16 protein-coding genes and 1 pseudogene are annotated in these 23040 nt (G+C 52.3%); 8 read left to right on the forward strand and 9 right to left on the reverse strand.

Annotation, left to right across the window (positions count from 1 at the left end):
- Nucleotides 1-46 precede the first annotated feature (46 nt).
- From K2G43_RS08295 to K2G43_RS08330, 8 genes are all read left to right on the forward strand, one after another.
- Entirely contained in the window at nucleotides 47-1318 is a 1272-nt protein-coding gene (locus K2G43_RS08295) for a glycoside hydrolase family 88 protein (RefSeq protein WP_300154129.1), read from the forward strand.
- 107 nt (nucleotides 1319-1425) lie between these two features.
- Entirely contained in the window at nucleotides 1426-2688 is a 1263-nt protein-coding gene (locus K2G43_RS08300; RefSeq protein WP_300154096.1) for a DUF2264 domain-containing protein, read from the forward strand.
- Nucleotides 2689-3325: 637 nt separating this feature from the next.
- Entirely contained in the window at nucleotides 3326-7330 is a 4005-nt protein-coding gene (locus K2G43_RS08305) for a two-component regulator propeller domain-containing protein (protein WP_300154099.1), read from the forward strand.
- A 182-nt stretch (nucleotides 7331-7512) separates the two neighbouring features.
- The gene (locus K2G43_RS08310) at nucleotides 7513-8598 is read left to right on the forward strand and encodes an aminoglycoside phosphotransferase family protein (RefSeq protein ID WP_297641478.1); all 1086 of its coding nucleotides are present in this window, start codon (nucleotides 7513-7515) and stop codon (nucleotides 8596-8598) included.
- On the forward strand, nucleotides 8589-9320 hold the full coding sequence (locus K2G43_RS08315; RefSeq protein ID WP_300154132.1) for a carbohydrate-binding family 9-like protein: 732 nt from the start codon (nucleotides 8589-8591) through the stop codon (nucleotides 9318-9320). Before K2G43_RS08310 ends, K2G43_RS08315 begins: the two co-directional genes overlap by 10 nt.
- Before the next feature lie 301 nt (nucleotides 9321-9621).
- Nucleotides 9622-11124 carry a glutamine synthetase family protein gene (locus K2G43_RS08320; RefSeq protein ID WP_300154102.1) on the forward strand — a complete coding sequence of 501 codons (1503 nt, stop codon included), beginning with the start codon at nucleotides 9622-9624 and terminating at the stop codon, nucleotides 11122-11124.
- Nucleotides 11125-11370: 246 nt separating this feature from the next.
- A complete protein-coding gene (locus tag K2G43_RS08325; protein ID WP_297641474.1) occupies nucleotides 11371-13302 on the forward strand; it encodes an Ig-like domain-containing protein in 1932 nt (643 codons plus the stop codon).
- 25 nt (nucleotides 13303-13327) lie between these two features.
- Nucleotides 13328-14116, forward strand: coding sequence for a DUF3108 domain-containing protein (locus K2G43_RS08330; RefSeq protein WP_363316927.1), 789 nt, complete (start codon nucleotides 13328-13330; stop codon nucleotides 14114-14116).
- 106 nt (nucleotides 14117-14222) lie between these two features.
- Here the strand turns inward: K2G43_RS08330 and cysS are convergent, their stop codons facing one another.
- From cysS to K2G43_RS08375, 9 genes and pseudogenes are all read right to left on the reverse strand, one after another.
- On the reverse strand, nucleotides 14223-15698 hold the full coding sequence (cysS, locus tag K2G43_RS08335; RefSeq protein WP_297641469.1) for a cysteine--tRNA ligase: 1476 nt from the start codon (nucleotides 15696-15698) through the stop codon (nucleotides 14223-14225).
- A gap of 120 nt (nucleotides 15699-15818) precedes the next feature.
- On the reverse strand, nucleotides 15819-16565 hold the full coding sequence (locus K2G43_RS08340) for a glycosyltransferase family 2 protein (RefSeq protein WP_300154107.1): 747 nt from the start codon (nucleotides 16563-16565) through the stop codon (nucleotides 15819-15821).
- Nucleotides 16558-17823 carry a glycosyltransferase family 4 protein gene (locus K2G43_RS08345; protein ID WP_297641465.1) on the reverse strand — a complete coding sequence of 422 codons (1266 nt, stop codon included), beginning with the start codon at nucleotides 17821-17823 and terminating at the stop codon, nucleotides 16558-16560. The genes K2G43_RS08340 and K2G43_RS08345 overlap by 8 nt, the downstream gene beginning before the upstream one ends.
- On the reverse strand, nucleotides 17820-18401 hold the full coding sequence (locus tag K2G43_RS08350; RefSeq protein WP_297641463.1) for an ORF6N domain-containing protein: 582 nt from the start codon (nucleotides 18399-18401) through the stop codon (nucleotides 17820-17822). Before K2G43_RS08350 ends, K2G43_RS08345 begins: the two co-directional genes overlap by 4 nt.
- 60 nt (nucleotides 18402-18461) lie before the next feature.
- Entirely contained in the window at nucleotides 18462-19373 is a 912-nt protein-coding gene (locus tag K2G43_RS08355) for a glycosyltransferase (RefSeq protein ID WP_297641461.1), read from the reverse strand.
- Nucleotides 19374-19388: 15 nt separating this feature from the next.
- Entirely contained in the window at nucleotides 19389-20324 is a 936-nt protein-coding gene (locus tag K2G43_RS08360; RefSeq protein ID WP_300154112.1) for a glycosyltransferase family 2 protein, read from the reverse strand.
- Nucleotides 20321-21235: a beta-1,6-N-acetylglucosaminyltransferase gene (locus K2G43_RS08365; protein WP_300154115.1), complete on the reverse strand. Its 915-nt coding sequence runs from the start codon at nucleotides 21233-21235 to the stop codon at nucleotides 20321-20323. Before K2G43_RS08365 ends, K2G43_RS08360 begins: the two co-directional genes overlap by 4 nt.
- Nucleotides 21232-22677 (reverse strand): lipopolysaccharide biosynthesis protein, encoded by a 1446-nt coding sequence (locus K2G43_RS08370; protein WP_300154118.1) that lies wholly within the window; start codon nucleotides 22675-22677, stop codon nucleotides 21232-21234. Before K2G43_RS08370 ends, K2G43_RS08365 begins: the two co-directional genes overlap by 4 nt.
- Before the next feature lie 102 nt (nucleotides 22678-22779).
- Nucleotides 22780-23040 (reverse strand): annotated as a pseudogene (locus K2G43_RS08375) (methionine--tRNA ligase); the annotation flags it as partial.

Here is a 23040-nt window from a genome sequence, read left to right on the forward strand (position 1 = left end):
GGTATGGGGAATTATTATTTAATACAGAAATATTGAAATGAAAATGATGAAGCACAAATTAATGATTGCCACTCTCTCGTGTGCTTTGTGTCTGCCGGCTTTCGGACAGAGCAAAGAAGAAGAAAAGACATTTATCAAAGAGAACATGGAATTTGCCGTCAACCAGTACCACCTGATGCTCCAGACTCCTCCACAAGGAAAAGAGGGGAAAGGCGTGATGCCTCACAGCATGCGTAAGGACGGAACCGTTTCCAAAGGTAGTATCTATTTATGGACATCCGGCTTCTTCCCGGGTTCCCTGTGGTACCTGTCCGACTATACGGGAAACCGTGAAATGAAGGATGCCGCTTTGGAATATACCCAAAAGATGGAGCCGGTGAAGACCTTCACCGACAACCACGACATCGGCTTCATGATGTATTGCAGCTACGGCAACGCCAAGCGCTTTGCGCCGAAGGCGGAATATGATGACATCCTGATTGAGTCGGCAAAGTCGTTGTGCACCCGTTTCAGTCCCGTGACCGGTGTCATCAAGTCCTGGAACTCCTGGCGCTCGTGGAACGACGAGACCCGCTTTGAATATCCCGTCATCATCGACAACATGATGAACCTGGAGCTGCTGTTTGCCGCTTCCCGCATTTCAGGCGATGAGTCCTATAAGAACGTAGCCGTGTCTCATGCGCTCAAGACGAGCAAGTACCATATACGCAAGGATGGCAGTTTCTATCACATCGCCATGTATGACCCCAAAACCGGCGACTTCATCAAGGGAGAGACTTCGCAAGGCTATTCCGACAACTCGGCCTGGTCCAGGGGACAAGGATGGGCCATTTACGGCTTCACCGTGGTCTATCGCGAGACCGGCGACAAGCGTTTCCTCGCTACGGCGGAGAAGGCTGCCGATTACTACATCAACCACCCCAATCTGCCTGCCGACAAGGTGGCGTGGTGGGACTTCAACGCCCATCAGGAAGGCTTTACGCCGGGCATCCGCTCCAACGCACGCAAGCTGACAGCCAACTACCGTGACGCTTCGGCCGCAGCATTGGTAGCTTCCGCCCTCTTCGAACTGAGCGGCTACGTGAAGGGCAAGAAGAGTGAACTCTACCTGGAGACAGCCAAGAAGATTCTCCACTCGTTGGGTGGCGAGAAGTATCGTGCCAAGCTGGGCGAGAACGCCAACTTCATCATCATGCACTGCACCGGCGCCATCCCGCAGAACAGTGAAATCGATGTGCCTCTGACGTACGCGGACTACTATTTTATTGAAGCATTGCATCGCTACAATAAATTGCTGAATAACGAACCGCTATTCTAATCTAATCTTATTAAATCTAACAGAAATCTCTATATCTTTGCTTCTGCCAGTCCTCGTTTTGCATGAGGGGTGGCGGAAGCAAAGTTAAACAAAGCTAAGAAAGAACCATGAAACGATTCAATTATCTTATCCTGCTGCTGATTGCAGCCATGCTATTGCCCGCATCTTCCATGCAGGCCAAGAGTAAAAAAGAAAAGTCTGCCAAAGAGCAAGTGACCACTGGCGCGCAAGACCGCGAGACTTGGGTGAAACTGCTGTGGAAAATTTCTTACCCTGTCATCCATAACCTTGCCGAGAATACGCTGCGCCAGAACATGCCGATAGAGTCGCCAAGCGGGAATCCGAAAGGATATGACGAAATCACGCACTTGGAAGCCGTAGGCCGCACACTGGCGGGCGTGGCTCCCTGGCTGGCACTGCCCGATGACGATACGGAAGAGGGAAAGCTGCGCAAGCAGATGCGCGAAGAGGTGCTGAAAGGGCTGAAGAACGCCGTTGACCCGAACTCACCCGACCGCCTGAACTTCACCAAGCAGCCGCAGCCCATCGTGGATGCGGCCTATCTGGTACACGCTTTCCTGCGTGCCCCCAAAGCGCTGTGGGAACCGCTGGACGACACCACCAAGCAACGCTATATAGAATCACTGAAAGCCCTGCGCAACCGCACGGGCGCCTACAACAACTGGCTCATCTTCACCGGACTGAACGAATCATTCATCAACTGGGCCGGAGGCGAGTGCGACCCCTTCCGCCTGAAAATAGCCAAGAACAAAATCAGAGAATGGTACGTGGGCGACGGCTGGTATAGCGACGGTCCCAAATTCAGCATGGACTATTATAACTCCTACGTGCTGAATCCCATGTACGTGGCCATGCTGGAAACCCTGGCCGCCAAGAAGAGAGCCGGCCAGAAGGAAGTGGACGAAGCCATGAACCGCATGATTCGTCACGCCGAATACTGCGAGCGCATCATCGGCCCTGACGGTACTTATCCTGCCTTCGGTCGTTCGGTCACTTACCGTACGGCTGCCTTCCAGTCGCTTGCCGATGTGGCCTTGCGTGAGAAGCTGCCCGCACACGTGACTCCTGCACAAGTGCGTTGCGCCCTGACCGCCGTACACCGCAACATGTACGAGGGCAACCAGAACTTCGACGAGAACGGCTGGTTGGTACTCGGCTTCAACGGACACCAGCCCGAAGCTGCCGACGGCTACACCTCTACAGGCAGCCTCTACATGGCTACGTTGAGCTTCCTCCCCTTGGGACTTCCGGCAGACAATAAGTTCTGGACCGATGCTCCCGCCGACTGGACTACCAAAAAGGCCTGGAAGGGAGAAAAATTGCCGAAGGACTACAAGGTAGAGTATTGATAGGAGCAGATCGGGGATGTAAACAATTTTTTATTCTCCGGTCGCCGCCTGCATTTTCTTCTAAAGAAATTGCCTTTCCCTTCCTTTTCCCCTGTTCTTCCTGTCTGCGCCTAATCCTACCCCTACCAGGGCCTATTCGGCTTCGGACGTTCTTCGGACAAACTCCACTCCCTAGGACCGAAGAATGTCCGAAGAACGTCCGAAGAAACACCGAAGAAACTATGGAGCAGGCAAGGGCCGGATAAGAGGCGGGCGGGAAGAGCCGTGGCAGACGGAATTTTCGGGAAGGAGATATCGCATGTAAATAATTGTGATTTTTGATATGTTCTTTTCAGGCACGGATTACACGAATTTCACGGTTTTCTGATTTATCTTATCCGTGAAATCTGTGTAATCCGTGCCTGAATTCATGACATTATGCAAGCAACAACCAGGTTTTCGGACAATCCCCTCTTAGATGCTTTTGGAGGCTTTCAGCCCGATTGCTACATGCAAGAACCGTGCACTTTCTGTGCAAAACGCAACTCTGGAACCTTTTCCCTTGCTGATTCAATACTTTCTTGCTAATATTGCCGTCTATTTGAATGAAGCCATTGCGAAGAGGCTTCTTGCTTCACGAAAGAAACGATACCATGCTATGAGAAAAGGGCTGTTGCTATATCTATGTTTACTCCTCTCACTTGCGCTTCGAGGGAACGTCTATTTCAAGCACTTGGGCAAGCCGGACGGACTGCCTCAGATTTCGGTCATGTCGATCTGCCAGGATGAGCTGGGCAGGATGTGGTTTGGAACCTTGGAAGGGGTGTGCAGTTACGACGGCAACTCCATCACCGTTTACAAACCCTCTGAAGAGGGCACGAGAAGCGTGCTTGGAAATGAATCGAAAGACTTGGTCAGTGACAAACAGGGAAACATCTTCTTCCTTTCGGACGGCATGCTTATCCGTTACGACCTGCGTAAGGAGCAGTTCTCCTCCTTGCAGAGGAAAGCGGGATGCCTTCATGCGCAAGGGCATGACGTGTGGACGGCTACGCGGGATTCGGTCTTCAAATGGGACTCGGCCAAGGAGCAATTTTCATTTGTCTATCGGCTGAAGACCGACCAACGCATATCCGCCCTTCATACGGACGACGACAACGGCTTATGGATGGCTACCGTAAAAGGGTTGTATCACATAGACAATCTGGAGAACCCCGTTCCGACTTGTGTCATTCCTCAAGTCAACATCTCCTCGCTCTATGGAGACAGCAGGGGCCGTATATGGGTGGCCGCTTATCGTCAGGGCATGTACAGAGTGGAGAAAAAGGCCGGCGGGCAATTCGACATTGAAACGGACTTTGCCCTGTCCAACAACGATGTGCGTTGCTTTGTGGAGGACAATGAAGGCTCCGTCTGGATAGGAACTTTCAAAGGACTGGACAAGATAGACGCCACCGGAGCGGTTTTCCACTATCAGAAAGACACAAAGCCCGGCAGCCTGCTGCACTCTTCCGTCTTTTCGCTCTATAAAGACTCGCAAGGCACCATCTGGGCGGGAACCTACTACGGAGGCGTGCACTATTGTAACCCGAAGATGGATTACTTCAAGCACTATTCCGAGAATGCCGACAGAGCGGATTGCCTCAGCTTCTTTTTTGTGAGCAATATGGTGGAGGACAAACGGGGAGATATCTGGATTTGTACAGAAGGAGGCGGCTTGAACTATTTCAATCGGAACACCCGGCGATTTATCCATTACCTGACCGAGAAAGAGGCGCTCGTCTCGTCGTTCTACAACCTGAAGTGCATCGAATATGACTCTATCCGCAACTGCATTTATGTAGGAACCCACAAGCAGGGCTTTTTCTGTTTCGACATTTCCTCCAGGAAGGTGAAATATCATACGGAAGAGGCGGGAGCATCGTTGGCGAAGATAACGTTGCGAGGTGACAGCCTCTATATGCTCTCTGAAAAAGGCATGTTCGTGAAGAACCTGAAAACCGGAACCATCGGTCATCTGTATCCCTCCATCCGTGACACCCACGGTGGAGGCTCTTCGTTCCTGATCGACTCGAAAGGGTATATCTGGATTGCCCAGTTCCACCAGATAGTAAGGGTCAACATGAGGAATCCCGAAGAGAGAACCGTCTATCGCTGCGGCGAAAACGGATTGGGAAAGTGGCAAGTATTGAAATTGGTGGAGTATGCCGATGGCACCATTTACTTCGGGACATGCGGCAGCGGCCTGTTTCGATTCAATCCGCAAACGGACGCTTTTGAGCAATGCCCAATCCACGATATCCGCTATTGCTACAACATGGCGGTCACTCCGCATGGCAGCCTGGTCATATCCAACGAGAAAGGCCTGCTCATCTACCATCCCCAGACCCGGGAGACACGGATAATCAGTGCGAACGACAACCTGCACCTGTCTGCCATCAACGATGGATGCGGCCTGCTGATTTGCCGGAATGGAGAGACTTTTGTCGGAGGAACCTCGGGAATGACCTCTTTCAGGGATGAGTATCTGAACGCTCCTTCATCGCCCTACAACCTGTTCTTCTCTGCCTTATCGGTGAACGACAAGCCGGTTTCGTGCGAAATTCCCAATGACATCCTGGACGTGGCGCTGCCTTTTGCCCGCCGGATAAACCTGCGGCATAATGAGAACAACCTGTCCGTCACCGTGGCTTCCAACAACTACATAGGCAATGCCGACAGAAGAATCTACGAGTATAAGCTGGAGGGCTTCAACCGGGAGTGGAGCACCATCTACGGCAATACGATTGTATATACCAACCTGGATCCGGGCACATACAAGCTTATCGTGCGTGAGAAGCAGTCCGCCTCTTCCGGGGAGGTGCATTCCATCGAACTGCCCATCGTGATTCGTTCGCCTTGGTGGGCCACTTGGCTGGCCTATCTGATTTATATCACCCTTGCCGGCACCGTCGTTTACATGCTCTTGAAGAACTGGCAGACCCGGATGCGGCTGCGTGCCTCGCTGACGCAGGAGAAAATGGAGAAGAAGAAGCACGAAGAGCTTACGCAAGCCAAGCTGCAATTCTTCGCCAACGTCTCGCATGAGTTCCGCACCCCTTTGACGTTGATTATCTCGCAGATAGAAGCCCTGTTGCAATCGAGGAACCTGTCGCCCTATCTGCAGGTGCGCTTGCAGAAGATCTACAAGAACACTTTCCAGTTCAGGGAGTTGATTTCCGAATTGCTCGACTTCCGTAAGATGGAACGGGGCAAGTTGCATCTGAACGTGTGCCAACTGGATATCATCGCTTATCTGAGGCAGATTTATCAGGATTTTAGGGACCAGGCGCAGCTTCAAAACATCGATTTGGAATTTCATACGGAGACCGAAAGCCTGCTCTGCTGGTTTGATGAACGGCAGCTGAGAAAGGTGTTCTCCAATTTGCTGTCGAACGCCTTCAAGCATACGCCGGAGCGGGGCAAGATAGAGCTGGATATCCATGAAAAAGAGACGGTCATTGAGATAAAAGTAATTGATACGGGCGAAGGCATTCCGCAAGATGCCTTGCCCTATATCTTCGACCGTTTCTATCAGGTGGATACCGCCGTGTCATCGCCAAGCAGCGGCATCGGATTGGCGTTGTCCAAAGGACTGGTGGAGCTGCATCACGGCACAATCGGCGTACAGAGCGCCGTGCAATACGGCAGCATCTTCACCGTGACCCTGCCCAAGGAGAATCCGTTCCGGAATGATGCGGACGTCAGGTTTGTGGCTCCGGAGGCGACGGACTACAATACCTTCATCTTGCATGAGGAGAATGACGAGACGGAAGGCGACCGGACAGAAGCGGGGACGGAAGAGACGGCCCTGCCGGAGAACCCGGACAAGGACTGCATATTGGTGGTGGAAGACAATGAGGAGCTGTTGCAGATACTGACATCCGTGTTGTCGCCCTTGTATAGGGTCATTCTGGCCATGAACGGCAAAGAGGGACTGCTGAAAGCGGCGGAAGAACGGCCCGACCTTATCTTGAGCGACATCATGATGCCGGAAATGTCGGGCATCGAGATGTGTGCCAAAATCAAGAGCAACTTCGACCTGTGCCACATCCCCGTCATCTTGCTGACCGCCCTGACCTCCGACGACAAAAAGATGGAAGGCCTGCAATGCGGTGCCGACGACTATCTGGAGAAGCCTTTCAACAACAAGATGCTGCTGGGGCATATCGCCAATATCCTGCGCAACCGCAAGCTGCTGAAGCAGAAGTTCAGGAAAGAGATGTCCGTCGGCACTCCGATAGAGACGGAAATACAGGCGCTGGCCTTGAACCCCATCGACAGCCGGTTCTTGGCGAAACTGGAAGGCATCATCAAGGCGCATTTGGCAGATTCCGATTTCAATGTCAACCAATTGGCGCAGGAGTTGGCGGTCAGTCGCAGTTCGCTTTACAATAAGTTGAAGGCGCTCAGCAGCACAACGCCCAATGAATTTATATTGAATACCCGCCTGAAGTATGCCGCCGAATTGCTGAGAAACAATCCCGACCTACAGATAACAGAAATAGCCTATCGGACCGGCTTCAATTCGTTGCGCTATTTCAGGCATTGTTTCAAGGCCTGCTTCAATCAAACGCCTCAGGAGTATAGGAGGGGGAAAGAGGACGATGCACAAGTGCCTTAAGAGCTATTTGGGAAGTTTATGTGATAAATATAGAGGCATTCTTTACAAAAAAACTTATTTATGCCGGTGTTTTTGTGGTTATCTCTGCCGAAATGCCTATTTTTGGATGCTCATCGGACGATACCCGCCACGGGTACGAGACGAGAAGCTGTATATAATAAACAAATTAATTCATATTCATCATGAAAGACCTTTTATCTATTGTATCTCATTTTCAGCTGGAAGGTACAATCCGCGAAATCAAACCGTTGGGCGCAGGCCTGATTAATGACACCTATAAAGTGACGACCGTGTCGGAAGATACGCCGGACTATGTGTTGCAACGCATCAACCATGCCATTTTCCAGAACGTGGAGATGTTGCAGGCCAACATTGAAGCTGTGACCGGACATATCCGCAAGAAACTGGAGGCGAAGGGCGAGACAGACGTTGACCGCAAGGTGCTCCATTTCCTTCCTACTGTTGCCGATGGAAAGACGTTCTGGCACGACGGTGAGAACTACTGGCGCGTGATGACCTTCATCCCCCGTGCCAAGACCTACGAGACGGTCAATCCCGAGTATTCCTACTATGCGGGAGCCGCTTTCGGTAATTTCCAGGCGATGCTGGCCGACATTCCCGATACGCTGGGCGAGACGATTCCCGATTTCCACAACATGGAGTTCCGCCTGAAGCAGTTGCGTGAGGCGGTTGCCGCCGATGCCGCCGGACGCGTGAAGGAAGTGCAGTATTTTCTGGACGAGATAGAGAAGCGTGCCGACGAGATGTGCAAGGCAGAACGCCTGTATCGCGAAGGCAAGCTGCCCAAACGTGTATGCCACTGCGACACGAAGGTGAACAACATGATGTTCGATGAAGACGGCACGGTGCTTTGCGTCATCGACCTCGATACCGTAATGCCCAGCTTCATCTTCTCCGACTTCGGCGATTTCCTCCGTTCGGGAGCCAATACAGGTCTGGAAGACGACAAGAACCTGGACAACGTGAACTTCAACATGGAAATCTTCAAGGCGTTCGCCAAGGGATATCTGGAGTCGGCGAAGTCTTTCCTGTTGCCGATAGAGATAGAGAACCTGCCGTATGCCGCCGCCCTGTTCCCCTACATGCAGTGCGTGCGCTTCCTGGCCGACTACATCAACGGCGACACCTACTACAAGATTCAATATCCGGAGCACAACTTGGTACGTACTAAGGCGCAGTTCAAGCTGTTGCAGAGCGTAGAAGAGCATACGCCGGAAATGAAGGAGTTCATTGCTTCCTGCATTTGAGAAAACTTTTGGTGCTGATGGCGGCAGTATGTCTTATACTGCCGCTGTCTGCAATTAATCCTCAAAACAACAAGATGAAAGAATTAAGTGTAAAGAAGGTGAGCGCGGAGAATGTTTCCGCCGAATCGGTTCCCGCGCTGCTCGATAAAGAGAATGTGGCGTTTCAGCCTGTCAATACGGTGAATTGGGCAGACTTTCCTTATGCGCCCGACGTGCAGTTCCGCATGGCCCATACTTCCGATGCCATTCTGCTTCATTACAAGGTGAAGGAGGCAAGCGTGCGCGCGGTGGCCGGACACGACAACGGTCCGGTGTGGAAAGATGCCTGCGTGGAGTTCTTCTCCGTTCCTGCCGGCGACGATGTCTATTACAACATGGAGTGCAATTGTGCCGGTGCGCTGCTCATCGGTGGCGGTGCCAAAGGCGACCGCCGGCATGCGCCGCAAGAGGTGCTCGACAAGGTGCGGCGTTGGGCCTCTCTGGGGCGTGAGCCGTTTGAAGAAAGAGTAGGGGCGTGCAGCTGGGAAGTGGCGCTGGTCATTCCCTGTTCCGCATTCTTCCTGCACGACATCACCTCGCTGGACGGCAAACAGGTGCGTGCCAATTTCTATAAGTGCGGCGACGACTTGCAGACTCCCCATTTCCTCTCCTGGAATCCGATAGAGCTGCCGAAGCCGAACTTCCATTGTCCTGAGTTCTTCGGGATGCTCCGGTTCGAGTGATGAATTGTAATTCGCTGATTATTAGTTGTTAATAGTAGCCTTGACAGACTCTTGTGTCCAACGTGACAGACACTTGTGTCTGACTTCTCAAAGTCCAGTGTTCAACGTGACAGACACAAGTGTCTGTCAAATCAGGATATATTGGTGAAGAATCCACTCGCTTGCCATGCGTAAGCGAGTGGATTCTTCGCTTTGTTTTTGAAGGACGGGAACTGAAATTTTATTGGATATGGTGGAGAACAATACTTGATTTTTTTGTACTTTTGGAGCAACCTTATTTAAAAACGAAAAGCAACCAATTATGAATCAGGAATTAGCAATGAATGCCAATAAGTTGGTGGCATTCCTTCAGAAGCCGTCTTCCGAATTCACGAAGGAAGACATCATCTCTTTTATCCGTCAGAACGAAATCCGTATGGTCAATTTCATGTATCCCGCAGGTGACGGGCGGCTGAAGACATTGAACTTTGTCATCACCGATTTGGCCTATCTGAACGCCATCCTCACGTGTGGCGAGCGGGTGGACGGCTCCAGTCTTTTCTCTTTCATCGAGGCGGGCAGCAGCGACCTCTATGTCGTTCCCCGTTTCCGTACGGCGTTTGTCGATCCGTTTGCGGAGATTCCTACGCTTTCGATGCTGTGCTCCTTCTTCAACAAGGACGGCGAACCGCTGGAGAGCGCTCCCGAGCATACCCTTCGCAAGGCGGCCCGTGCCTTTACCGAAGTGACCGGCATGCAGTTTCAGGCAATGGGCGAACTGGAGTACTACGTCATCGCTCCCGATGCGGGCATGTATGAGGCTACCGACCAGCGCGGCTATCACGAGTCGGGGCCTTACGCCAAGTTCAACGAATTCCGCACCCGGTGCATGGCCTACATCGCACAGGCGGGCGGACAGATAAAGTACGGTCATTCCGAAGTGGGCAATTTCACGTTGGACGGCTACATCTACGAACAGAATGAGATAGAGTTTCTGCCGGTGGATGTGGAGCAGGCTGCCGACCAGCTGATGATTGCCAAATGGGTCATCCGCAACCTGGGCTGCCGGTTGGGATATAACGTGACCTTCGCTCCCAAGATTACGGCAGGAAAGGCGGGATCGGGACTGCACATCCATATACGCATGCTGAAGGACGGCAAGAACATGATGCTGGAGAACGGCGTGCTCTCCGAAACAGCCCGCAAGGCGATTGCCGGAATGATGGAGCTGGCTCCTTCCATTACCGCCTTCGGCAACACGAATCCCACTTCTTACTTCCGCCTGGTTCCCCATCAGGAGGCGCCTACCAATGTCTGTTGGGGCGACCGCAACCGTTCGGTGCTGGTGCGCGTGCCTTTGGGATGGTCTGCCAAGACCGATATGTGCAGGCTGGCCAATCCGCTGGAGGCGGAAAGCCGCTACGACACCAGTGTGAAGCAGACCGTGGAGATGCGTTCGCCGGACGGTTCGGCAGACCTGTACCAGTTGCTGGCGGGGCTTGCCGTGGCGTGCCGCTATGGCTTTGAGCTGGCCAATGCGCTGGAGATAGCCGAAAAGACCTACGTCAATGTGAATATCCATCAGAAGGAGAACGAAGAGAAGTTGAAGGCATTGGCGCAGTTGCCCGACAGTTGCGAAGCCTCCGCCGACTGCCTGGAGAAGCAGCGTGCCATTTTTGAGCGCCACAACGTATTCAGCCCGGCTATGATTGACGGCATCATCCGCCGACTGCGCGGCTACAAGGACCGCACGTTGCGTGCCGACCTGGAAGGCAAGCCGGAAGAGATGCTGAAACTGGTGCGTACTTACTTCCACTGCGGATAATAGGGTAGGTGACGCCCCCTCTCTTAGGCACGGATTTCACGGATTAACACGGTTTTTCTTTAAAAATCATCCATGCAATCCGTGCCTGATTGATATCCATTGATTCTTTACGTCCTGATTTTGCATCCTCCTTCTGTTTTTTGTTCTCTTTCCCTCTGTTTTTGATTAAAATACTGTAAAGCATACTGCTAATTGGCGGATAACCTTTATTTTTGCAGCATGTTAGAACGTAAACGCCATACAGAGATGAAACCGTTTTTCCGCAGGTTGTTGGGGGGCGTTGCCATTGCTGCCGCACTCTACTCCTGTGCCAGCGTGGGACGCATCGAGGGGGGACCTTACGATGAGACCCCGCCCCGTTTTCTTTCCGCTACCCCGACACAGGGCGCACTTCATAGTAAAAAACGCAAGATATCAATCGAGTTCGATGAGTTCATCAAGCTTGAAAAGCCGAACGAGAAGGTCGTGATATCTCCTCCGCAGGTGCAGCAGCCCGAAATAAAGGCGAGCGGGAAGAAGGTGGTCATCACCCTGCAAGACACGCTGAAAGCCAATACCACCTATACGTTCGACTTCGGAGACGCCATCCAAGACAACAACGAAGGCAATCCGCTGGAGAACTTCTTCTACTCCTTCTCTACAGGCGGGCGGCTGGACTCCATGAGCGTGTCCGGCACACTGCTGAATGCCGCCAACCTGGAGCCGGTGAAGGGCTTGCTGGTGGGACTGCACGCCAATCTGGCGGATTCCGCTTTTACGAAACTGCCTTTCGAACGGGTGGGGCGCACCGATAGCCGGGGACACTTCTCCATCCGGGGCGTGGCTCCCGGCACTTACCGCATCTATGCGTTGCAGGATGCCGACCAGAACTTCGCCTATTCGCAACCTACGGAAATCATCGCTTTCAGCGACTCGCTGATTATCCCCTCGATGGAGGAACATACCCGCCAGGACACGACGTGGGTCGATTCACTGACGGTCGATACGGTTGTGACACGACCATATATCCGTTACCTGCCCGACGACATCTTGCTGCGCTGCTTCAAGGAGCAATACTTCTCGCAGCGGTTTGTCAAGGCGGAACGTCTGACCCCTGAGAAGTTCACCTTCTACTTCACGGCACCGGCGGACAGCCTGCCTGTGCTGAAAGGATTGAACTTTAACGAAGAAGATGCGTTTATAGTAGAACAGCCTACCGGGCGGAACGATACGATTCATTATTGGATAAAGGATTCGCTGCTCTACCGGCAAGACTCTTTGCGAATGAGCATCACCTACCTTTGTGCGGACAGCCTGAAACAGCTGGTTCCACGCACCGATACGTTGAATGTGTTGCCGAAGCTGAGTTATGCCAAACAGCAGAAACAGAAGCAGGAGGCCAAGGAGAAGGAAGCGAAGGAACGCGAGAAGCGGAAGAAGAAAAACAATGAGGCAGACGACAAGAAGCCTGTGGAGTTTCTGCCGGTGGAAGTCTATGCCCCTTCTACCTTGGATGTGTACGACTACCTGACACTCGCTTTCAAGGAGCCGGTGGTGCGCATAGATACCACCGCCTTCCACGTGAGGCAGAAGGTGGATTCGTTGTGGCAGGATATCCCGTTCGACTTTGAGCGCGACTCGTTGGACCTGAAACGTTACAACCTGTACGGAGACTGGAAGCCCGGCGAAAGCTATGCGCTTGAGGTGGACTCCACCGCCATACAGGGGTTGTACGGACTCTTCTCCGACAAAATAAAGAAGGAGTTCAAGATAAAACAACTGGAGGAGTACGGACAGATATTCTTCAATGTGCACGGAACCGATTCGACAGCCTTTGTCGAACTGCTGGACGGGCAGGACAAGGTGCTGCGTACCGTGCCGGTGACAGACGGGAAGGCGGACTTCTACTTCCTCAATCCGGGCAAGTACGGAGCAAGGCTGATAGACGACGCGAACGGCAACGGCGTTTGGGACACTGGCAACTATGAGGAGAAACGCCAACCGGAAATGGTCTATTACTATCCGATGGTGCTGGAACTGAAGGCGAACTTCGACTTGACGCAGGAGTGGGACATCCATGCCAAGCCGTTGGACAAGCAAAAACCGGAAGAACTTAAAAAGCAAAAGCCAGATGAAGACAAAAAGAAGAAAAGAGAAAGCAGGAACAACAACAATCGCAACAAGGGTAGAGGCTATTAGGCTGCGGTTGTTGCTCCTATGGCTGATGGGGGTAGCCTGCTGCCTGTCTGTTCAAGCTCAGTGTACGGCGAAGAACGACGCGTTTCAGTCGGGCGAGCACATTACGTACGACCTGTACTTCAATTGGAAGTTTATCTGGAAAAAGGTGGGGACGGCAAGCCTCACCACCCATGCCACGACCTACCAATCCAATCCCGCCTATCGTTTCGACCTGCTCTGCGTGGGCAGCAAGAAAGCGGATTTCTTCTTCAAGATGCGCGACACGCTGACCTGCTACGTCAGCAACCGGTTGGAGCCGCTTTATTTCCGCAAGGCGGCGGAGGAGGGAAGCCGGCATACGGTGGACGAGGCGTGGTTCTCTTATACCGACGGTGTGGCGAACGTAAAGCAGCGGCGCACTTGGCACAACCCTGTCCGCGAGGCACAGGAGATGGAGCACAGCGACAGCCGTTGCATCTTCGATATGCTGAGTATCTTGTCGCAGGCACGCTCCTACGACCCGAAGGATTACAAGGTGGGCGATAAGATACTCTTCCCGATGGCAACCGGACGACGGGTGGAGGAACAGACGCTGATTTATCGGGGTAAGCAGGAGGTCAAGGCGAACAATGACACCATCTATCGCTGCCTGGTATTCTCCTTTGTGGAGTATAAGAAAGGCAAGGAGAAAGAGGTCATCACCTTTTTTGTCTCCGATGACAAGAACCACCTTCCCATCCGTCTGGACATGTACCTGAACTTCGGTTCGGCAAAGGCTTTCTTCAAGAGTGTCCGCGGCAATCGTCATCCGATGGAGGCGGCGTTGCGGAAGTAAAGTTTGACTTTTCAGCTATAGATAAAAAGCCCGTTCCAACGATAGTTCTCGCTATCAGTCGGAACGGGCTTTTGGCTTGACGGGTTTATGAAAACGGATGTCGCTGTTATTTATTCAGTTTCCAGCTGCTTCCGTCTTTTCCGTCTTTAATCTCGAAGCCGATGGCGGTAAGTTCGTTGCGAATCTTGTCCGACGTGGCCCAGTCTTTGTTGGCTTTTGCTTTAGCACGCTCTTCGAGCAGCATATCCACTACTTTGCCGAAGGCGGTTTCGCGCTCTGCATTGGAGGTGTTGTCCTCTTTCAGTCCTAAGATATCGAAGCAGAAGCGGTGGAATGTCTCTTTCAGGGCATCCAGGTCTGCAGCGGTGATGGTGTCGTTTCCGGCAAGGATGTTGTTCACCATTTTGGAGCCGTCGAAAAGGTGGGCGATGACAATCGGCGAGTTCAGGTCGTCGTTCATGGCCTCGTAGCACTTCTCGCGCAGTGACTTTACGTCAACGGTAGAGGCGTTTGCAGGCGTAATCTTGTCCAGGCCGTGGATGGCGTCCATCAGTCGCGACAGTCCTTTTTCGGCTGCTTGCAGTGCCTCGTTGCTGAAGTCCACCGTGCTGCGGTAGTGCGCTTGCAGGGTGAAGAACCGGATAGTCATCGGGCTATAAGGCTGTTCCAGCAAGGAGTGTGTGCCGTTGAACAGCTCCTCCAGGGTGATGAAGTTGCCGTAGGACTTGCCCATCTTCTGTCCGTTGATGGTCAGCATGTTGTTGTGCATCCAGTAGTGTACCATGTCGTCGCCTTGCGATGCCACAGACTGGGCTATCTCGCATTCGTGGTGAGGGAAGATGAGGTCCATTCCGCCGCCATGTATGTCGAAGTGTTCACCAAGGTACTTCTTTCCCATAGCGGTGCATTCGGCGTGCCAGCCGGGGAAACCGTCGCTCCACGGGCTGGGCCAGCGCATGATGTGTTCGGGCTGTGCGCATTTCCAGAGGGCGAAGTCGGCGGGATTCCGCTTCTCGTTCTGTCCGTCCAGTTCGCGGGTGGTGTTCAGCACGTCGTCCAGGTTGCGGCCTGAGAGTTTGCCGTAATGGTGGTCCTTGTTGTATTTTGCCACGTCGAAGTAAACGGAGCCTTCGCTTTCGTAGGCGTATCCGTTCTTCAATATCTCTTTCACCAGTTCTATCTGTTCGATGATGTGTCCGCTGGCATGCGGTTCGATGCTTGGCGGAAGCACGTTCAATGCCTCCATCGCCTTGTGGTAGCGGTTGATGTAGTATTGCGCCACTTCCATCGGTTCCAGTTGTTCCAGACGCGCTTTTTTGGCAATCTTGTCTTCGCCGTCGTCGGCATCGTGCTCCAGGTGTCCCACGTCGGTGATGTTGCGCACGTAGCGCACCTTGTAGCCGATGTGCTTGAGGTAGCGGAACAGTAAGTCGAAAGTGATGGCGGGTCGTGCGTGTCCCAGATGCGGGTCGCCGTAAACGGTGGGACCGCAGACGTACATGCCTACATGCGGCGCATGCAAGGGCTTGAAGAGTTCTTTCCTTCTATTTAAGGTGTTGTAGATGGTCAGTTGTTGTTCCATAATGTTTTGCTATATGTTTCCTTTGAGTGTACAAAAATAGGGATTTGTAATTGAATACGGTGCTTTCTTAAAGTGATTTATAGAGATTTCGATGTATTTTCATCGGGAACACTTGTTTCCTCATCTCTTCAGGACCGCACGCAGCACGAACCAGGCGTGATGGGCAACGGTGCTGACCCATCCGTAATGATGTGCCATGATGCGGAAACGCTCTTTGAGCGAGGCGTGGCGGTTGCGGGTGGTCATTCCTTCGTCCAGATAGTCGATGAGGATGAGGTGGGTATTGTGCAGGACACGTGCTTTTTTCATGATTCGGATACACCAGTCGAAGTCGGCGGAGAAGCGGTAGCGCAGGTCGTAGGGCTCCACCAGCGAGGCTTTGGCGAAGAAGGCCTGATGGCAGACCAGCATGCCTTGCTTGAAGCTGCGCCACGTCAGCGCTTCGGGGGCGGAGAGGCGGCGCATGCGGACGAAGTGTCTCTCCTTATCTACCAGTTCTGTTTCGCCGTACAACACGTCGGGCAGTTCGTTGCCGCAGATGGAGTGTGCCATTTGTTGCAGGGTGTCGTCTTTGTGGAAGCTGTCGCCGGCGTTGAGGAAACAGAGGTAATCGCCCGTGGCCAGCTTGATGCCCTTGTTCATCGCATCGTACAGGCCTTTGTCGGGCTCGCTCACCACACGGGTGATGCGTCCCTTGTAGCGGTCGATGACGGCAAGTGTTCCGTCTTTCGACGCGCCGTCCACGATGATGTACTCCACGTGGTGATAAGTTTGCGAGATAACGCTTTGGATGGTGTCTTCCAACACCGATTCGGCGTTATAAGTCACGGTGATGACGCTGAACTTCGGTGTAAGGTGGTTATGCATTGTTTCCGGTTACTTTGTTGTAGAGGTCGATGTACTTTTTGGCGATGATGTTTTCCGAATAATGGGTGACGGCTTTCCGGCAGGCTTGTTCGGACAGCTCTGTATAGTCGGGTTCGTTCAGAATCCAATAGATGCCGTTGGCGAAGTCTTCGGATGACTTGTATTGCGCCACGTAGCCGTTGTGCAGGTGGTCAATCATTTCCGGAATGCCACCCACGTTGAAGCCCACGCAGGGGATGCCGCATGCCATGGCTTCCATGAGGGTGTTTGGCAGGTTTTCTTCCAGCGAGGGAGTGACGAAGATGTCCACGGCGTTGTAGATGTCCACCAGCCGGTGTTCGTTGTTCACGAAGTTCTGCGGATAGACCTTGAAGGGAAGCAGATTCTCTAATTGTTGCGATTGGTTGCCGAAGACGACCACGCCCAGCTGTTCCCGTAGTTCGGGATGCCTGTCGGCAAGCAGCTTGCACGATTCTATCAGGTAGTCTATGCCTTTCCGCTTGTCTGTAATTTTCACCGATCCGAACAGCATCAGTTTTTTGTCTTGCGGAAGCAGGCATTTCTCTCTTGCCTCCTGTTTGTTGCGGGGCTTGAATAGGTTGGTGTTGATGGGGTTGGGGATGCTTGTCACGCTATGGCCGCTCAGCAGGGCGCTCTTCTTCGCTTGTTCTTCCAGCCAGTGGCTGCATGCCACAAAATTGATGCGGCGGTTCCGATAGAGTTGCTGTTTCTTTTGGAAGGTGCTGTAAGAGAGGTCTTTCTTGCTTCCTCCCCCATAGAGGAAGGGGCAGTGGTGGCACTCTTTTTGATACTTGTCGCAAGTGCGTGCGTGGTGGCAGATGCTTGTGCAGGGCCACATGTCGTGCATTGTCCAGACAACGGGTTTGCCCGAAGCGAGTATTTTCTCTATGTTTTTCAGCGAGAGCATTCCCTGGTTTATCCAGTGCAGGTGGATGACGTCGGCCTGCTGGAATTCGGGCAGCGAGGTGATGTCTGTGCCTGTGTTGGCTATATCAACGGCAAAGAGGCTGTTCTTCTTGAAGCGGTTGGCGCTCCAGATGACGACTCGTTCCCACACGAACTTCCACACCATGCGCCAGTTGTGTTCCAGCGACACTACGGAGATTTGGTCAGTCTGTTTGTTGCGCACCAGCAGTTTGGCTTTGATGCCGTGGTTCTTGAGTGACTCCATCAGTCGGCTGGCGGCAATGGCGGCTCCGCCGATGCGTTCGGAGGTATTGATAAGTAGTACTCTCATTGCTTCTGTTCTCTTCGTTCTTGAATAGCTTTGTAGCCGATGGTTGATTGCTGTGTTTCTTTCTTCTTTTTCTGTGCTAATTGGGAAAGTGCCAGATAGATGTCATCGAATTCTTTGCGGCTCTCTTCGGACAAGTCGTTAAGGGCGGAGAGGGTCTCTTCGCTAACAGCTTCTAGTGTCTTTATCCGTTCCTTCAAATCCTCCAACTCTTGATGGCTGTTCACGGCGGGAAGTCCTTGTCTGATGGTAACAAAGGCGCGCATGATGGCGATGTTTACGTAGATGGCGATGTCGCTGTTCAAGATGCCGGACAGCATGGCAAGTCCTTGTTCGGTAAAGGCGAAAGGTAGTTTGCGGATGCCACCCCAACTTGAAGTCACAAATTGTGACTTCAAGTTATCCCATTCTTCTTTTGTCAGTTGAAACATGAAGTCGGAAGGAAATCTTTTGATATTTCTTTTCACTGCTTGATTCAGCACTTTTACTTCTACTTGGTAAAGCTCTGCCAAATCTTTATCCAGCATCACTCTTGTACCTCTGACCTCATAGATTTTCTTTTGAATGATTTCCTGTTCCATAGTTTGGGGATTTCAGAATGTTTTGGCAAAAGTAATGCTTTTCGTGAACAAATGGCATTATCAGGCTCCAAAATCTCCTTTCAGCGTACGTTTTATTCTTCGGATGGCCTTTGCCCAGAAGTTGTTGGTGCGGTGATAGTAGCGGGCGAAGCAACGGCGTGCTTCTTGGTTCTCTTCTATCGGACTGATGAGGCTGACGGGGAGTGGTTCCATCCATAAGGACGAGTCGTAGAGTCCGCCACCGCCGCAGTTGGTGCCGCTGCCGTCGAAGCCGGTGTTCTGCACCAACGAACGGCCTGTGTTCAGTGAGAGTATATCGTCTAAGAAGAGGCTGGCGTTCCAGCGTATGGCCCACGAATTGTTCTTTCCCTCAATCTGTCTGCGCAGCATGCGGGTGAACCGGTAGGTGCCGTTGAAGTCGAAGCGGCGGGTCAGCTTGCGTCTTTCCAGTTGTTCCAGCAGATAGCTCCCGTTGGGATTGAAGTGTTTCCAGGCTCTTTCCCACGTTGCCCATCCCCAGCTTCCTGTCCACTTGATGAGAAAGGTGTCAGGCAGGGAGGCATCTTTGGTGAAGTCGCACGCCTGTATGTGGCCTATGCGCGGTTCGTCTTTGTAGAGTTCGAGGGCATCGTTCATGAAGCGCAAGAAGTAGGGAGCCACCACCAAATCATCTTCCAGTACGATGACGCGTCTGTATCGGCCGATTTGTGTGGTTACACCGTCGATGATGTTGCGGGCCAACCCTTGATTTTCCTTCCTTTCGATGATTTCGATGGAACCGAAGCCATCGATAGAACGGATAATCCGGCGCACTTCCTCCACGGCGGATTGTGCGGCATCATCACGTGCGGCATCAGAATAGACAATCAGCGGACTTGTTGCGGCTTCCGCATTGGCTTGAAGACTCTCTATCAGCCGACGGGTGTGAGTCGGACGGTTATAGACAAAGAGGAGGATAGGGGAGTGGGACATGATGTTTTCGGGGGATTAATCGGTTAAGTAAATGGCGGTTCCTTTGCCGTGCAGGTTCTTGCGGCGGTAGTCTATCACTTCTCGGGTGCGGCCTAAAAGGTGAAGCGCTATCCGGAGGTAGGTGAGGCACCCATGGCTGTCTCTTTGCAATAACGCTTTCCCGGCTTTTTTGATTCCTGCCAATATTCCATAGCCGAAAGCCTTGTAGAACGGGTAGTTGATGTTGGCATATTCTGCCAGCAGATAGACCCGTTCGGAGCGGAACCATGCTTGCCGTGTCACCTCACGGTGCTCGCGATCGTGGCAACCGAAGACGGCAGGAGAATAACCGGCGCGATAGCCATGACGGTGCAGGCGATGGATGTAGTCCACATCTTCTCCGTAGTGGTAGAATAGCGGGCAGAAACCGCCTATTTGTTGCAGTACCAGGACGGGTATCAGCCAGAATGCCGCATTGATGAAGGGAATGGGTGTCAGTAGCTTGTCTTCATCGCTGCCTTCATGTCTGGGAATCGTGCTCTTTTTCAACTCTTTCAGGTTCTTCAAACCTGCATAGCAGGCAAATCCGTGTTCCAGTTCGTTGCCGCCGCCTGTCAGGTGGGTGGGCGACAGGATGCCGAATGCGGGCTGTTGCCGGCTCAGTTGCACCAGTGTGCCCAGTGTATTCTTGTCAATCCACGCATCCTGGTTCAGCAGAAACACCGCTTCGTACCCTTCTTCTAAGGCAATCTTCATGCCGATGTTGTTGGCACGTCCGAATCCAAGGTTCTCTTTGCTTTGGATGAGCCGCACTTGGGGGTAATGCTTTTTTATCCGTTGGACGGTATGGTCTTGCGAGGCGTTATCCACTACCAACACGTCTGCCGGAAGCTCCGATTGGCACAAGCTGCCCAGACAACGGTCCATCCAACGCTCGAAATTGTAGGAAACGATAATAATCAGTAGTTTCATGGCTTTTCTTGTTCTCTTTCTTTATCAATGGCTTCTACCAGCGAATCCGACATGCCGCTTACTACCTTCCGGCAAAACATCTTGCCCGAATCATGCAGCATGGGCAGATGTTCCAAAGTCATTGTATGGATGAATCTGTTATATATGATAAGGTGTAGGGGAGTCAGTGCATAGAGTCCTTTATATGTTCCTTCGTAAAGCAGCGCGTGCGGAGCGAAGGGGGAGTTGAAGACGATGGTCTGTATGCAAAGTTCGCTTGGGACGAAACTGTTCTTGAAGTAGTGTGCCATCTTCTTTTCCGTGCATAGCTGTTGATAGACATAGCGGGTACAAGGCAGGGTGATGGCCCAATAGTCGGAGCCGAAAAAGACATCTCTCTCTTTGCCATTGAGTCTTGTTGTCGGTTTTTTGCGCAAGGGAAGCAGTCTCATCAGTTGACGGGAGGCTACAATCAGTTTGTTTTTCCACCAAAGATTTTTCCATTTCAGGTCGCGGAAGAAGTGGTAAATTTTTATTCTGGAAAGCTGTGGCTTGTTGCCGGAGCGGGTGAGGTTCATTCCCATGATGAATTCGGTCTCCTTGTGTTCCTCAAAATAGCGATGGATGGCGGCATTGCTCCACAGCGGATAGTCCTGTCCGCTCAGGCATACCACGCGGCTGTAGGGCACATTGCTGTGCAGTACGGCAGCGAGCAACTCTTTTTGATACTCTACCTGTTCCCATCCTCCCCAACTCACCCAATGACGGGGTACGAAGGTCACTTTATCTTTCAGCAACTCTTCAAAAGGACGGCTGTCTGCCTTGAGGTCGATATGCACGTAGAAGTCGGCATCATCGTCCAATGCGTCAATCAAGCGTGCCAGATGCGGCGCGTCCTTGTAAGCGGATATGATGTAGGCGAGGCGGCTCATGTTTTCTTCTTCTTTAAAAGGAATTCGATGCTTTCCCTGAAAATGACGGATTGCAGTTTCCAGAGTATCAGTGCATAGAGGGAGGCTACCATGACTATCTTTATTGCCATGCTCAAGTAGAGGTTTTCGATGGGCCGGGTTGTATAGGCGGCGGCGGCCGTCAGTACGGCGGACAACAGCAGGTAGGGCGAAATGTCTTTCAGCATATCAATTAGCTGTAGCCCTATCTCTTTCTGTACGAAATGAAACCAGACAAACAGCCAGCAGATATGGATGATCACAAAGACCCGTAGCATCCATTCCAATCCGTAGGGATACATTGCGCATACGGCTATCAGTTGCAACAGACTCAGGCTGATAGTGCTCCACATGTAGATGGAAGAGTGCCCGCGGCTGATAATCAGGTTGGAGAACAGATTGATGACAGGAATAAACGCCCCCCAGACGCAGAGCGCCTGCAAGAGAACCGCACTGGAGAGCCACTTCTCCGTGATGGTGATGACAATCAGCTCCTTTGCCACCAGACTCAGTCCCAGCATGGCGGGGAAAGAGATAAAGGCAGTGAAGCGCAGCAGTTTTCTGAAGATGGCAAGTTGCCGTGTCTTGTCATCGGCAACGCTGGTGAAGACCGGTTGTGCGATGCCGTTTATCATGCCTGTAATGGTGGTATGCCCCATGCTGTTCCACTTGTTGGCTTGTGTGAAGTTTCCTACTTCGCGGGCGGAGTAGAACTTGCCCAACAGCACCGTGAACAGGTTGTTGTTGATGATGGTGAAGATGTTCGTGATGATGATCTTGCTGCTGAACCCTATCATCTCCCTGATGGGGGTAAAGTCAAATTGCAGGCGGGGCCTCCAACGCGAGAAGTAGAAATTGAGCGCCGTCATTACCGTGATGAACGTAATGCTTTGCAAGGCGATGCCCCAATAAGTGAATCCGTTTGCAGCCAACGTAATGCCTGCAATGCCTGAGATAGTCAGACTGGAGAGGGATATGATGGTGGTCTCCTTGATGCACAGGTTCTTGAACAGGTAGGCCCGTGGCGCGATGCTCAGACTGGAGATGACGAATCCCAAGAAGACGAGGCGTGAAAGAGGTATCAGCTCCGGAGTGTCATAGAAGTCGGCAATCAGCGGAGCGGCAAGAAACAACAGGATATAGATGGCGACACTGCACAGAAAACTGAACCAGAACACAGCGTTATAGTCCTTGTGTGCCGCTTCCTTCCGGTTGGTCAGTGCCGATATGAAACCACCTTCTTGCAATGCGGCGGCAATGGCGGAGAAGATGGTCAGCATTCCCACCATACCATAATCCGAAACATCCAGCAACCGGGCGAGAATGATTCCGAACACCAGGTTCAACAACTGCTGCATGCCGTTGCTGAATCCTCCCCAGAGGAGTCCTTTGGCGGTTTTTTCTTTGAGTGATGTTTCGGGCATATCTTGTTTTGGGGGGATTGAGCACAGAGACACGGAGGCACAGAGTTTTCTTTGTTCCCTTTGATTTCCGACTCTGTGTCCCTGTGTCTCCGTGTTGTTATCTTATTTCACCTCGCTGCCCGGCTTCACTTCTCTCAGTAGCGAAGTTACAGCAAGCGAACCGTCGTAGTTTTCGGCAGAAAGAATCATGCCTTCGCTCACCAGGCCGTTCTTGAATTGGCGCGGAGCGAGGTTGGCGATGAAGAGCACCTGCTTGCCTACCAGCTCTTCCGGTTTGTAGTGCTGGGCGATGCCGCTCACGATGGTGCGGTTCTCCAGTCCGTCGGCAATCTTGAACTTCAGCAGTTTCTTCATCTTGGGCAC

The sequence above is a fragment of the Bacteroides sp. genome, from assembly GCF_029057325.1.
Taxonomy (GTDB): domain Bacteria; phylum Bacteroidota; class Bacteroidia; order Bacteroidales; family Bacteroidaceae; genus Bacteroides.